Below are 13,429 nucleotides of genomic sequence, written 5' to 3'. Positions count from 1 at the left end.
CTGATAAACGTCCGCCCCTCTTGTATGCTATCTAGGCTCTCACGCGCTTGCGTTCGGGGTGGGTAACCTTGCCGAGAACCCCGCGCGAAAAGTGGGCTAGAGCCCGTGCGATGTCGGGGTCTAGGCCCTCAAAGACCGTGCGCTGGACTTCGCGGGCGTAAACCGGGGTGGCCTCTATATAGACCCGCTGCCCCTGCGGGGTGATTCGCACGCCCTTGCCTCTCTTGTCATTGGGCACGGAGACCTTGGTGACCCAGCCGTGTTTCTCTAACACGTCAATTTGGTAGGTCAGCCGCGAGGGTGAGACATTGGTGGCGCGAGCTAAATCGCGCATGCGCACTACGCAATCTTTGTTGGTGGAATCTGTCTGTGGGGAATCTAAAATTGCTGCCAGAATCCTGTAGTCTGCCAGCTTAATCTTCACCTCTTCTTTGAGGCATCTATCGAGATGCAGGTTGAGGGTTTCTAATGTGTTGGTATAGATCTTCCACAGATTTTCCTGTTCTTTGGTGAAGCGAGCCGGGGTGGGGGCTGTTCCCATAGAACCTCCTCTCCTCTCTGCCGGGTGGGTAGGTGTGGTTCAGGAGACTTTACTCAGAAAATCTCTATTCGGTGCTAGCCTAACGCGCAGTGTCACCTGTATGGAATATATGTGGGAAATATTAAGACGGGTTAACGGGTTTGTTGGCATTCACCAGGTAGGACTCCCTTTTGATTGCGCGGCAAAGAGGGTGACAATTTAGACATCTTAAAGAACGGGCGGGAGGGCGTGTGTCCTCCCGCCCGTTCGGTGTACCTATAGCTAGGCCTAGGAACCCGGCATATTCCTTTTAAGTAATTCCTCGAAAGGGGTCACGGTTAAAGCCTCTAAGCCAGGGGCCTTGTAGGCTGGCGCAGGTGCCTTCCCGCCCCGCTCTTCCTCAAGAATCCCGAAGAAGGAGCCGGCGTTGGCGTCCTGAACTGCCTGCTGCTTGGCCTCGTCTGCCCCGCTTTCGAGGGCCTGCTGGGGCGCCAGCTGCGAACCCTGCCCGGCAGGTGCTGCCCCGAGCGTCCAGAGGACCAGCTGGGCGAACTCGGCTGCTGCCTTGGCAACTCGCGGAGCCAGGTTGGCATCGGAGCCAAAATCGTCGGTAGCGGCAAAGACGCCCGAGGGGGCGACTGTTGCCTTGAGGTAGCTAAAGAGCGGACGCATGGCCGTCTCCAGCATGAGGGAGTGGCGGGCGGTGCCGCCGATGGCGGCAATCAGCACGGGCTTACCTGCCAGGGAGCCGTCCTCGACGAGGTCCCAGAAGCTCTTGAAGAGCCCCGAATAGCTGGCCTTGAAGACCGGGGTGACCACAATCAGGGCATCGGCATCGCGCACCTGATCCAGGGCGGTAGCCAGTGCCCCCAGGGGGAAGCCGGTGAGGTAGTGGTTGGTGATGTCCTTGGCTAAAGAGCGCAGGGAGATATGGGTGAAGTTCGCCTCAACTCCGGCTCGACCCAGGGCTTGCCCGGTGGCCTCGCTCAGGTTCTCACCCAGCAGGGCAGTGGTGGACGGCTCGCCCAAACCCGCCGTGACAACAACGATAGAAGGAGTGCTCATGGGTCTTACTCCCTACTTGCCCTGCTCAGCCAGGTGGGCAGCGTAGCGGGGGTGGACGGGGGCCTCGGGTACACCGGCAGGGCGCAGCTTAGCGAACTCCTCGCGCAACACGGGCACAACCTGCTCACCCAGCATATCAATCTGGTTCAGAACTTCCTTGAGGGGCAGGCCTGCATGGTCCACCAGGAAGAGCTGACGCTGGTAGTCACCAGCGTAGTCGCGGAAGGACAGGGTCTTCTCAATGACCTGCTGGGGTGAACCCACGGTCAGCGGGGTCTGGTCAGCAAAATCTTCCAGAGAAGGGCCGCCGCCGTAGACCGGGGCGTTATCGAAGTAGGGGCGGAACTTAGCAACGGCATCCTGGGAATTCTTGCTCATAAAGACCTGCCCGCCCAGGCCCACGATGGCCTGCTCGGCGGTGCCGTGGCCGTAGTGCTCGTAGCGCTCACGGTAGAGGTTGATCATCTGCTGGGTGTGCTCCTTGTTCCAGAAGATGTTGTTGTGGAAGAAGCCGTCCCCGTAGTAGGCTGCCTGCTCTGCGATTTCGGGGGTGCGGATAGAGCCGTGCCAGACGAAGGGTGCGGTGCCGTCTAGGGGCTGCGGGGTGACGGTGAAGGAGTTGAGCGGGGTGCGGAAGTTGCCGGACCAGTTGACCACCTGTTCGCTCCAGAGCTTACGCAGCAGAGCGTAGTTTTCGATGGCAAGGTTGACACCCTGGCGGATGTCCTTACCGAACCAGGGGTAGACGGGGCCGGTGTTGCCGCGGCCCAGCATGAGGTCCATACGGCCGTCGGTCAGGTGCTGCAGGGTGCCGTAGTCTTCGGCGATGCGCACGGGGTCGGTAGTGGTGATCAGGGTGGTGGAAGTGGAGAGCAGGATGTTCTTGGTCTGAGCTGCGATGTAGGCCAGGGTGGTGGTCGGTGAGGACGCAATAAAGGGCGGGTTGTGGTGCTGGCCGACGGCAAAGACATCCAGGCCAACCTCGTCAGCCTTCTTGGCGATTTCAACGATGGCCTTTTGGTGCTCGTATTCGCTGGGGGTCTTGCCGGTGGTGGGGTCCATGGTGACATCGCCGACGGAGAAAATACCGAACTGCATGGTGGTTACCTTTCGAGGTGATGTGTTGTTTTGATGGTTTTAATCTACCCCTAAAAACTTTCCTTGTAAAGTAACTTGCGGTCGGTGTGTTGCGCGGGTGGGGGTGTAAAAAATTTTCTATATAAATTATTCTGGCTTGTATTTTGTGTAAAAGAGAGTAGCGTGAGGGGTGTAAGAAGTACATTAATGAATTATGTGAAGGGTTTAGTCATGGCTACCATCTCAACCGCCCAGCAACTAACCGACGCCCTCTCGTCCGGCACCAGCGTCCTTAATATCTCCGGCCGTATCACCGGCATGCCCTCCCTTAAACTTCCCGAGGGAGTCACCCTGCGCGGCGTCACCGACGACGCCGAGCTGGCTTTCGGTGCCAAGGGGCTTCAACTCACCGCTAACAACACCGTCTCCCACCTCAAAATCTCAACCTCGGTTCAAGAACTCGCCATCTTCAACTCTGACGACGTGGAAGACTTCGGAACCCTACGCCTAGAAGATGTAAGCACGGTAGGGCAGGTCTTCCTCACCGCCGCTGGCTCTAACCGGGCAGGCCGCTTCGAAGCTGACGGCGTGCACATCATCGCCGCTGACCTGCGCGGACGCACCCTGCGCCCCCATGCCTACGGCGTCGATGCCCTACAGGGCGGCTTCACCGCCTGGAACCTGCAAAAGGACGAGGATGTCGTTATCACCGCAGAACTGCTGAACATCTCCGCGGGAACCGAAGATACCCCCGTCCGCGGTTCCGGCGTGTTTGCAGGTGGTCAAGGCACCGAGGACGGCACCCCGGCAGGAGGCACCCTCGTTATCTCAGAGCTGACCACCGGTGACATCTACACCGACGGCGGCATCGCCCCCGGCACCCCCGACCTGATCTCTGGTGGTGTCTTCCTCATCTACGGCGGTATCGCTGAGAAGGTCGTCAATCGGGGTTCCACCACCACCTACGGGCAGAACGACATGGTGCTCGATAACTGGGGCCAAGCCACCGAATGGATCTCGGAGGGACGAGTCACCTCCCATGGGCCTTCCGGCATCGGCTTCGTCAACTTCGGTGGTATCGACACCCTCGATATCCGCCAGCCCATCCTTACCACAGGCAAGGGCGCTCGCGGCTTCAACCTCTACGACGGTTATCTCAAGCAAGCAATTTTCGACTCCATCGCTACCACCGGCGACGGATCCATCGGCATTCAGGTCTCTAAGCCCCTACCGTCATTGACCGTCAAGCGCGACCTCACCACCGTCGGCGGCGAGGGTTTGAGCCTGGTACGCGGCGTCCAGGTCACCCTGCAGGCCATCGCCCTGTCCATCAAGGACGGCGGCGAGCTCGACTCCATCGAGGTCGGCGGTGAAATCTCAACCAGCGGCGACAATGTACCTGCCATTGAGTCTGCCGGCTCCGTCAAGGCTTTTGCTGCCACCGCCGTCCGCGCAACGGGAGCTGGGGCGGACGCCGTCCGCTACCGCGCAGGCTCCCTGCCCCTAGACGGGGTGGCTCTATACGCCCGCGATGGGGAGCAGGCTACCGAACTCTAATCTGACCAGTACTGAGTGCCCTAGTCTTTCTCTCTTGACCCTAGAGGTTATCTCGGGGTGAAGAGAGAAAGACTAGGGCGTTCTTTGTGACGACGCAGAGGCCGTCTCGTGTCTTCTTGTCCACAGGCATCTGACGAGCGAAAATAAGGGTTATCCACAGGCGCAAATAGGGTCACTTGAAGCGCCCGCGCCTTTTTGCCACAGTAGCGGCATGGAACTCACCCTCTCACACATCTGTTCAGCGATGCACACTCACCGCGATCTCAAAGACTCAGGCATGAGCAATAATCTCATCAGCGCAAAACACCGTAGAGGTGAGCTTATACGTCTGACGCGCGGGGTCTATCTCAAAGGCGATATCGCACGACACTGCACAGATAGCGATCGAGCTAAAGCTGTGACGGTAGCCCTGCAGAAAACCCGCCCCACAGCCGTAGTAAGTCACCAGTCAGCCGCTCTGCTGTGGGGTGCGCCGCTGATGACCCTACCTTCCAAAGTGCACCTCTCCCTCTTGGGTATCAATAAGTCGGGGCACCCGCAAACAATCTTGCATAGCCATAAGGTAAAAGAATGTTCCCTGGCCACTGATTTAGGTGGAGTCAAAGTCACGGATCCGCTAACGACCGTCGTAGACTGCGGAAAAACTATGCCCCTGCAAGAGTCGCTAGCTATAGCAGATTTCTTTTTAAAACACGGGAATCTTGAACTCGATACTGCACGGGAAGAGATTGAACAGATTACGGGACGAGGTTCCCAGAAATTACGTGTTGTGGCTGCCCTGATGAGCCCGCTGAGCGAATCACCTCTTGAATCTTTTGCCAGACTTCGCCTCTATCAGGGAGGTGTCGAACAGCCTGTTCAGCAGTTTGAAATTATTACCCCATCCGGGCGCCTGTACCGTGCTGATTTTGCCTGGCCTCACCTCAAGCTGCTTCTTGAGGTGGATGGTCTGCATAAGTATTACGGAGCCTACCGGGCAACCGATGAGCAGTTACGCAATGATGCGCTGAGGCAGCGGGAACTAGAACTGGCGGGGTGGACGGTTATTCGCGCCACCTGGGGTGATCTGGCGCAGCGCCCGGAACTGTTGATCTCAAGGTTGCGTCACCTTGGCGTCCGGATAGCCAGCCAATGACCCTATTCTTTCTCTCATGACCCTAGAGATTATCTCGGGGTGAAGAGAAAAAGAATAGGGTGGACGGCGCTAGGAGATGCCGTACTGGTCGCGGGCCAGGCGGGCAATATGAATGGTCAGGTAGGTCAGCTCGTCGTCCGTCAGGTTCTGCTCCAGGTGCATCTCAAGCACCAGCTTCACCTTCACCGCCGCCACAAAGGCGCGGGGGTGGGCGTCCTTCAAACTCTCAAGGAGTAGAGGGACGCTCGTGCCCGCGTCCGCGGTCTGGGCAGCGCCCGCGCGCACAAAGAGATAGCGCAGGTGCGTGACGAAACGGGCAGCGCTCATCAGTGACCGGTCTACCGGGCCGCCAAAGCCGGCCCCAATCACCTCAAAAATCTGGGCAAAAACCTCGGTCATGCGGTAGGTACCGCCCATATCTTCCGAGGCAAACTGCGAATTCACCAGGTGCATAGCCAGGGGGATCGCCTCAATCTCAGGCAGCTCAACCCCCAGCCGCTCCTTGACCAGCTCCAGGGCCCGGTGGCCAAACCGAACCTCCTGCGGGTAGAGCTGAGATACCTCAAGAGCCAGCGGATAATCCACCGCCAGCCCCTCGCGGGCCCGAACCACCGCATAACTAATATGGTCCGCCACCGGCACAATAAAGGAATGAGAAATGGTAATACCCTCGGCCTTGACCAGAAACTCAAGCTCGGTCGCCAAGCCCAGAATCTCAGACGGAATCTTCGCCAGCGACCCCGCCAAATGCTCATCGGGGGTGCCGTGCTCCGGCACGAAGGTCTGCTCAATGAGGGTGGGGTCAACCATGTCGCCCTTACGCTTACCAAACGCTAAGCCGCGACCGATAACCACCATCTGCTCGCCCGTATAGGCCTGAGCCAGAGCCACATTGTTGTTATAAATACGTGAAATGCGCAACGTGACCCCCTTTCGCCTCAGGTTCAAAACGCGCGAATATCCTTACCAGTCTACCGACCCACCGCCACCCGTGGGCCCCGCGCGCCCGCAACCTGCCCAATAAAGAGGAGTAAACTAAACCCTTTCGTACGAATAGAGAACTACCCCCACACTTATGAACTCAGCACCCACCAAATCATCACCGCTCATCAGCATCGTGGTCACAGCCCTCATGCTGTTCTCCATGTTCTTCGGAGCAGGCAACCTCATCTTCCCCGCCATGCTCGGTGCAGAAGCCGGTGAAAACTTCACCCCTGCCATCACAGGCTTCCTGGTGACCGGCGTCCTCATGCCCATCTTGGCCGTTATCGCGCTCGCCGTCACCGGCCGCGACCTGCAAGATTTGGCGGCCCGCGGCGGAAAAATCTTCGCCCTCATCTTCCCGCCCCTGGTCTACCTCTCCATCGGCGCCCTCTACGCCCTGCCGCGCACCGGCACCGTCAGCTATGCCATGGCCGTAGACCCCTACCTGTCGGTGGACGGCATGGTGCCCACCCTCATCTTCTCTGCCGTCTTCTTTGGCATCTCCTACCTGCTGGCCATGAACCCCACCGGTATCGTCGACACCCTGGGCAAGTACCTGACCCCCGCCCTGGTAATCCTGCTGGGTGTGCTGGTCGTGATGAGCTTTATTACCCTGCGCACTCCCTCGGCTGCACCGACTGAAGACTACGCCACCGGCGCTTTTGCCACCGGCTTCGTCAACGGCTACATGACCATGGATTCCCTGGCAGCTCTGGCCTTCGGCATCATCGTGATTGCCTCCCTGCGTGAAAAAGGGGTGACCGGACGCAGCGAGATGCTCCGCAGCGTCGCCCTGGCCGGCGGTATTGCCGGTGTGCTGCTGGGCGCGGTCTACCTGGGGCTGGGCTACATTGGCGAGCACATCGCGGACGGCCAGGGATACAAGGACGGCGCAGCCCTGCTCACCGACGCCGCAGCCCAGACCATGGGCGGCCCCGGTGCCGTCGTCTTCGGCCTCATCGTGCTGCTGGCCTGCCTGACCACCTCGGTGGGCCTTATCGGTGCGACCAGCTCCTTCTTCAATAAGCTGGTCCCTTCGGTCTCCTACCGCACCTGGGCTATCATCTTCACCCTGATTGCCTTCGTGCTGGCGTCCTTCGGTCTTGAAGGGCTGATGAGCTTCGCTATCCCCATCATCACCACCCTCTACCCGCCGGCCCTGACCCTGGTCGTCCTCACCCTCCTTGAGGCCGCCCTGCGCGCCCCCTGGATGAACCTCACCCACCGCTTCGCCCTGCTGGTCTCGGTGATTTGGGCCCTGCTCATGACCCTCAACTCCCAGGGGCTTGGCTCAAACGTCATCGAGCCCCTTATCAGTTGGGCCCCCGCCCACGCCTACGACCTGGGCTGGTTCGTACCCACCCTGGTTGCCGCCCTCATCGGCGCCGCTATCGACCTGGTGCAGCACCGCCACGCGTCTGCCCGCTAAGCCGGGCACCGAACCGGCCCCTAGGAGGGCAAAAAGAAAGGGTCTTGCTCCCGCATCTGCGGGGCAAGACCCTTTGCTGTAGAGAGGCTCGCGCTGAGGGGAACCACAACCATCAACGCGAGCCCGTCTAACGAGTTGCGAGGTGGTTCATTCAACTCAAATTTAGAAAGCCTCTAGGCAACCCGTCATAAAGTTTCTTCAAAAATAAACAATTGACAGCCTGTTCAGAACTCTACCCGATGAAGTCCAGGAAATAAACCCGCGGTGCTCGTAAAGGCAGGTCTTTGTGAAACATTACATCTCTGTGTCATCCTCCTGACACTAAATGTTCTCTCACCTGCCCATACAAGATAGCCCCACCCCGGTTTGCTCCCGCTCACACTCATATAAGAATCGCCTGTGAAAACAGCCCCCAAATCCCCTCAAATAGGGGTCAAGAGACCTCTAAACCCCCACGGTTGGCTACCCTTAGAAGTATGAGCAGCACAGCAACCGATATCGCCAAGAACCTTCCGGCCCTTGAACACCCCGACGGGTCGCCGATTCGCGCCCTCGTGGTAGACGATGAGCGCATGCTCGAAGAGCTGGTCAGCGTGGCACTCAAAATGATTGGCTGGGAGGTCAAATCAGCGGGCGAGGGCCCCGCAGCCCTGGCTATCGCCCGCGACTGGCGCCCCGACGTCCTCGTGCTCGACATCATGATGCCCGGCTTCGACGGCGTCGAGCTGCTCTCCCGCATCCGCAAGCTCTACCCCGAGGTGCCCTGCCTCTTCCTCACCGCCAAAGACTCCGTGGACGACCGCATCGTCGGCCTGGCAGCCGGCGCCGACGACTACGTCACCAAGCCCTTCTCCATGGAAGAGGTCATCATCCGCCTGCACCGCCTGGTGCAGCGCTCCGGCGTAGCAGCAGCTAGCGACGCTGAACTCGTAGTCGGCGACCTGGTGCTCAACCAGGACACCCGCGAAGTTACCCGCGGCGGCGAAGAAATCCAGCTCACCGCAACCCAATTCGACCTGCTGCGCTACCTCATGGAAAACGCTAAGCGCGTGGTCTCTAAGGCCCAGATTCTCGATAACGTCTGGAACTACGACTTCGGCGGCCAGGCCAACATCGTGGAACTCTACATCTCCTACCTGCGCAAAAAGATTGATGCGGGCCGTGAGCCCATGATTCATACCGTGCGCGGCGCAGGCTACGTCATTAAACCCGCCAACCAGTAGGGCCCATGGCAGCACCTTCACAGCCTGCGGGCAGTCCTGCGCCCGCTTCAGGGCAGGAGCAGGCCCAGGACGCAGCCCCCACCGGGCTGCGCACCGCCCCCCACCTGCGCACCAAGCTCATCGCCATTCTGGTGACCATGCTGGGTATCGCCTGCCTCATTATTGGCGTTTCGAGCTACATTGCCCTCTCTAGCTCTCTCATGGACCGGGCTTACGGGCAGCTCGACGAAGCTGCCCACCGAGCGGTTTCTTTCAAACCCGGTGGTCCCGCCGGGCAAAACGGTAACACTGAGGTAGACGGCTGCCAGCAGTTCAACGGCCGCACCACCCTCGACGCCCCCGGCCAAGGGCCCGGTACTCTGAGCCTGTGCACCGCCAACGGCCAGACCGTGGTGGCTGGTCTACTTGACTCGGTTGGCTCCACCCAGACCCTCAGTGACGCCGACCAGCAGACCCTGCTGGCGCTCTCCACTTCTGACGGAACCGTTGAAGTAGACCTTGAGGTGGGCGAATACCTGGTTGTCATGCAGGATAACCCGGTTAGCGAGGGCGTCATTGTTACCGGCGTGCCCCTGGCAGAAACCCACCGCACCCTGGCTGTGCTGGTAGCTGTGATCGCTGCAGGCTCGGTTGCCGTGATGATTGGTGCCGGTGTGCTGGGCTCCTGGATTATCCGCCGCACCATGCAACCCCTTGAGCGGGTTTCACAGGTAGCAGCGGGTGTTGCCCATATGGACCTGGCCCTCGAAACCCTGCCCGAGGCAACCCGCGTGCAGCCTGCGGACGCCCACCCCGGCGACGAGGTAGGAGCGGTCGGGTATGCCCTCAACCAGCTCCTAGACAACGTGCAGTCTGCCCTTGAAGCACGCTCGCGCACCGAGGAGCAGATGCGGGTCTTCGTGGCGGACGCCTCCCACGAGCTGCGGACGCCCCTGGCGGCTATCAGGGGGTATGCCGATATGATTCGCTGGACCGAAACCCTCACCGACCAGGGTAAGACGTCGCTAGAGCGCGTGAACTCGCAGACCGAACGCATGTCGCGCCTGGTCGAAGACCTGCTTCTGCTGGCCCGCCTCGACGAAGGGCGCGAGCCCGAGATGACCGAGGTGGACCTGACCGAACTGCTGGTCGAAAACGTCATGGACCTGCAGGTGGCAGCCCCCTCTCATATCTGGCAGCTCAACCTGCCCGAGGACGTGGTGGAGGTGCGCGGTGACCGCTCCCAGCTTCAGCAGGTGCTGTTGAACCTGCTCTCGAACGCCCGGAAGCATACGGACGAGGGCACCACGGTGACCGCCTCCCTGTCGATTTCTGCCAGCGGCCGCGAGGCCATCATGAGCGTGAGCGATAACGGCCCCGGCATTGACCCCGAGTTCAAGAGCAAGATTTTTGACCGCTTTACGCGGGCGGACGCTGCCCGCTCCGGCTCCGATGGCACCACCGGCCTGGGGCTTCCCATCGCCAAGGCCATTGTGGAAGCCCACGGAGGTTCTATCGATGTAGTCTCCCGCCCGGGGCGTACCGAGTTTACGGTGCGTTTGCCCCTGCTGGGGGCGTAGGCTGGGGGAATGACCCCTACATTCCGCGCAACCTGGCTTGTCTTTCTGGGTGGTGGAGCAGGTGCCCTGGTGCGGGCCTTGCTTCTGGCTGCCTTTCCCGTCTCTGGCACCCTACCAGTGACCGTGCTGGTGGTGAACTGGGTAGGGGCCTTCCTGCTGGCTCTGTTGACGGGCACCCTGCTTGCCGCTGCCCCGGGAGGGGTCTTGTCGGCTCGTGCTGAGGAGCTCCGTCTTACGCTGGGTACCGGCTTTCTGGGTGGGTTCACCACCTACTCCACCTTCGCCCTCGCCCTGGCTCAGCTGACCCTGGATGGGCACTGGGGGGTGGCTGCCGCCTATGCCCTGCTCTCGCTGGTTGGCGGCTACCTGTTGGCCTGGGCTGGTTGGCAGCTCGGGGGCAGATGGGGGAGGATCGGACGCCCGCCCCACGCCGGTAGGCCAGCTCGTGGAACGGGGGAGTAGGGCATGGTCTACCTTTTAGTCTTTCTTGCTGGTGGCGCAGGCGCCGCCCTGCGCCTGTGGGTTGATAGCTGGGTTAAGGCGCTCGTATCAAGGCTCTGGCAAGTATCTATGCCGCTTGGGACATTCTTTATTAATGTCACTGGATCCTTTCTTTTGGGCTGCCTTACCGGCCTTCTTGCTGCTCATAGCAGGCCCATTCCCGGTGCGGAAACTTTTGTAATTACAGAAAATCTCACCCTCATTCTGGGAGTGGGCTTTTTAGGTGGCTACACCACCTTCTCCACCGCCCTGCTCGAAACCCTACGAGCCTCCGGTAAGCTGGCCACCGTCGTCCTTGCCGTCGGCCAACTACTTGCCGCAACCGCTGCCGCCGTGGCCGGGCTGACCCTGACCACCCTCATCTAGTCGCTCGTTATTCTTCTCTGCTATGACCCAGCTAAACCCGGTACACTCAATCACTCAGATTCTTGTTGATATATAAGGCTATGCGGTACTACTTCTACTTCTCGATTCCTGTGCTCCAGCAGGCGCTTTCCCTCTGGGCCCTGCTCATGGTGTTTATCGTGCCCGCCCTTTGGTGGTTTGGCCGCCACCTGCCTACCCGCAGGCTCCTGCGCCGCATAGCTGCCACGGGCGTCCTGGTGCTCTACGCTACCGGGGTTATCGCCTACACCTTCCTGCCCCTGCCCGATAACGACGTCTTTGTCTGCCCCGACGGCTGGGGCAGTACCTACCCCCGCTTCTTCCTGGGCTGGAGTATTGAGTTTGCGATCGCTGCCAATGACGGCCTGCTCGGCGCCCTTTTTTCGATCTACGTGCTGCAGATGCTGCTGAATGTGTTGCTTTTTGTGCCCTTTGGTGTGCTGGCCCGCTGGCGCTGGGGGGCCAGTTTTCGCACCGTGCTCTTTGCTGCCTTTGGAACTTCGCTCGCGATTGAGTTGACCCAGCTGACCGGTATCTGGGGTTACTACGACTGCGCTATCCGAACCTTTGACGCCGAAGACATCTTCAATAACACCCTGGGTGCCGTACTGGGCTGGGGCGCCCTTGCCGCCTGGCAGTATCGCCATACCCTGCCGGGGCAGTTGCGCCGCCTCTTCGGGCGCTAGTGGGGCGGGTGCGTCCGCCTCTTTGCCCCGCGCGGACGCCCGCCCCGCCCATAGCCGTCTTAGCTGGTGGGCGGGGCTGGTGGGTGCTTGGTCACAGCGCTTGGAAAAGAGGGCGGTAAACCGCTTAAGTGTTAGGGCACTTTTACCCTTAAGCCTTGCCGCATAAAACCCAATCATTCACACTTAAAGCCAAGTGAAGCAAACTATGGGCTGAAGGATCCGGCACCTGCCTGGGCGTACTAGCCCCCGATACTTGCGGAGAAGCACGTGAACACCATCAGCCCCTACCTCGCTGAATTCCTGGGCACCATGATTATGGTGACTATTGGCTGTGGCGTTATTGCCACCGTCGAACTGCGCCGCTCCAAAGGCCACGGCGACAACTTCTTCACCATCGCCTTCGGCTGGGGTTTTGCCGCTACCTTCGGCGTCTACGCCTCCCACGCCTATTCCGGCGGTCACCTCAACCCCGCTGTTTCCATCGGTCTAGCAGCCTACGGGGAGTTCGACTGGGCCATGGTGCCCGGCTACATCATCGCCCAGGTCGCCGGTGCCATGGTGGGCGCGGGCTTCGTCTTCCTCAACTACCTGCCCCACTGGAAGGCAACCGCCGACCGCAAGATCAAACTCGGCGTTTTTGCTACCGTGCCGGCTATTCACAACTACTTCACCAACGCCCTGTCTGAGATTATCGGGACCTTCCTGCTGGTCTTCTCGGCCCTCTACGTGGGGGTTAACTTCACCCCCGTCCTTGAAGGTTCAGCCCTGGCCCTCAACCTGAACCATGTGCTCAAGCCCCTGGCCTTTGGCTTCCTGGTCACTGTGCTGGTGATTGGTCTGGGTGGCCAGACCGGCTTTGCCCTCAACCCGGCCCGCGATTTCGGCCCCCGCCTCATGCACGCCCTGCTACCTATTCACGGTAAGGGTAGCTCCCGCTGGTACTACGCCTGGGTGCCGGTGTGCGCCCCCATCGCAGGCGGCATGATGGGTGGGTCCTTCTTCAAGCTCTACTACGACGGCCAGTTCTCTATCTTCCAGGTGGTCGGCGTCGTGCTGGCCCTGGCTGTGCTCGGGTTTGGCCTGTGGGCTAATAAGCACATGTACCGGTCTAAGTCGGCTGAGGTGCTGCCCCAGAGTGAGGACACCGAGGCTACCGCCGCGTCCGCCGCCGCCACCTACGTGCCCACCGGCAAAATCCCGGTCGTGCAGAAGAGGGCCTTCTGGGAGTAACCCACTCGGTGCTGTGCAGACTTCTTGGGCTGTGTGCAGGGTTTTCTCTGCACACAGCCCAAGAAGTCTGCACCGACCC

General features: G+C 60.2%; 13 protein-coding genes. 9 read left to right on the top strand and 4 right to left on the bottom strand.

Features of this window, described 5'->3' with window-relative positions; genetic code table 11:
- Positions 1-31: 31 nt before the first annotated feature.
- The 3 genes from ACFP6B_RS04280 to ACFP6B_RS04270 form a co-directional block, all read right to left on the bottom strand.
- Positions 32-541 (bottom strand): MarR family winged helix-turn-helix transcriptional regulator, encoded by a 510-nt coding sequence (locus ACFP6B_RS04280; protein ID WP_377127266.1) that lies wholly within the window; start codon positions 539-541, stop codon positions 32-34.
- Between the two features lie 267 nt (positions 542-808).
- Positions 809-1,585 carry a CE1759 family FMN reductase gene (locus ACFP6B_RS04275; protein ID WP_377127263.1) on the bottom strand — a complete coding sequence of 259 codons (777 nt, stop codon included), beginning with the start codon at positions 1,583-1,585 and terminating at the stop codon, positions 809-811.
- Between the two features lie 12 nt (positions 1,586-1,597).
- The gene (locus ACFP6B_RS04270; RefSeq protein ID WP_377127260.1) at positions 1,598-2,683 is read right to left on the bottom strand and encodes an LLM class flavin-dependent oxidoreductase; all 1,086 of its coding nucleotides are present in this window, start codon (positions 2,681-2,683) and stop codon (positions 1,598-1,600) included.
- Between the two features lie 210 nt (positions 2,684-2,893).
- On the opposite strand from ACFP6B_RS04270, the gene ACFP6B_RS04265 reads away from it, so the two are divergent.
- Positions 2,894-4,219, top strand: coding sequence for a hypothetical protein (locus ACFP6B_RS04265; RefSeq protein ID WP_377127257.1), 1,326 nt, complete (start codon positions 2,894-2,896; stop codon positions 4,217-4,219).
- A 211-nt stretch (positions 4,220-4,430) separates the two neighbouring features.
- Complete coding sequence (locus tag ACFP6B_RS04260; RefSeq protein WP_377127254.1) at positions 4,431-5,354, top strand: hypothetical protein; 924 nt, start codon at positions 4,431-4,433, stop codon at positions 5,352-5,354.
- Positions 5,355-5,423: 69 nt separating this feature from the next.
- Here the strand turns inward: ACFP6B_RS04260 and ACFP6B_RS04255 are convergent, their stop codons facing one another.
- Entirely contained in the window at positions 5,424-6,275 is an 852-nt protein-coding gene (locus ACFP6B_RS04255) for a PRD domain-containing protein (RefSeq protein WP_377127251.1), read from the bottom strand.
- A 154-nt stretch (positions 6,276-6,429) separates the two neighbouring features.
- Here ACFP6B_RS04255 and brnQ point away from each other — a divergent pair, with 154 nt between their 5' ends.
- The 7 genes from brnQ (at position 6,430) to ACFP6B_RS04220 (ending at position 13,350) form a co-directional block, all read left to right on the top strand.
- Positions 6,430-7,767: a branched-chain amino acid transport system II carrier protein gene (brnQ, locus tag ACFP6B_RS04250; RefSeq protein ID WP_377127248.1), complete on the top strand. Its 1,338-nt coding sequence runs from the start codon at positions 6,430-6,432 to the stop codon at positions 7,765-7,767.
- Between the two features lie 476 nt (positions 7,768-8,243).
- Complete coding sequence (locus ACFP6B_RS04245) at positions 8,244-8,990, top strand: response regulator transcription factor (RefSeq protein WP_377127245.1); 747 nt, start codon at positions 8,244-8,246, stop codon at positions 8,988-8,990.
- Positions 8,991-8,995: 5 nt separating this feature from the next.
- Positions 8,996-10,549: a sensor histidine kinase gene (locus ACFP6B_RS04240; protein WP_377127242.1), complete on the top strand. Its 1,554-nt coding sequence runs from the start codon at positions 8,996-8,998 to the stop codon at positions 10,547-10,549.
- A gap of 9 nt (positions 10,550-10,558) precedes the next feature.
- Positions 10,559-11,011, top strand: a complete 453-nt coding sequence (locus tag ACFP6B_RS04235) for a fluoride efflux transporter FluC (protein WP_377127239.1) — start codon at positions 10,559-10,561, stop codon at positions 11,009-11,011.
- A gap of 3 nt (positions 11,012-11,014) precedes the next feature.
- A complete protein-coding gene (locus ACFP6B_RS04230; protein WP_377127236.1) occupies positions 11,015-11,416 on the top strand; it encodes a fluoride efflux transporter FluC in 402 nt (133 codons plus the stop codon).
- 80 nt (positions 11,417-11,496) lie between these two features.
- Positions 11,497-12,120, top strand: a complete 624-nt coding sequence (locus ACFP6B_RS04225) for a VanZ family protein (protein WP_377127233.1) — start codon at positions 11,497-11,499, stop codon at positions 12,118-12,120.
- 267 nt (positions 12,121-12,387) lie between these two features.
- The gene (locus tag ACFP6B_RS04220; RefSeq protein WP_377127230.1) at positions 12,388-13,350 is read left to right on the top strand and encodes an MIP/aquaporin family protein; all 963 of its coding nucleotides are present in this window, start codon (positions 12,388-12,390) and stop codon (positions 13,348-13,350) included.
- Positions 13,351-13,429: the final 79 nt, after the last annotated feature.

The sequence above is a fragment of the Rothia nasimurium genome (assembly GCF_042660305.1).
GTDB classification, from domain to species: Bacteria; Actinomycetota; Actinomycetes; order Actinomycetales; family Micrococcaceae; genus Rothia; species Rothia nasimurium.
The sequence above is the reverse complement of the archived record's forward strand: the minus strand, read 5'-3'. Positions and strand labels throughout refer to the sequence as shown.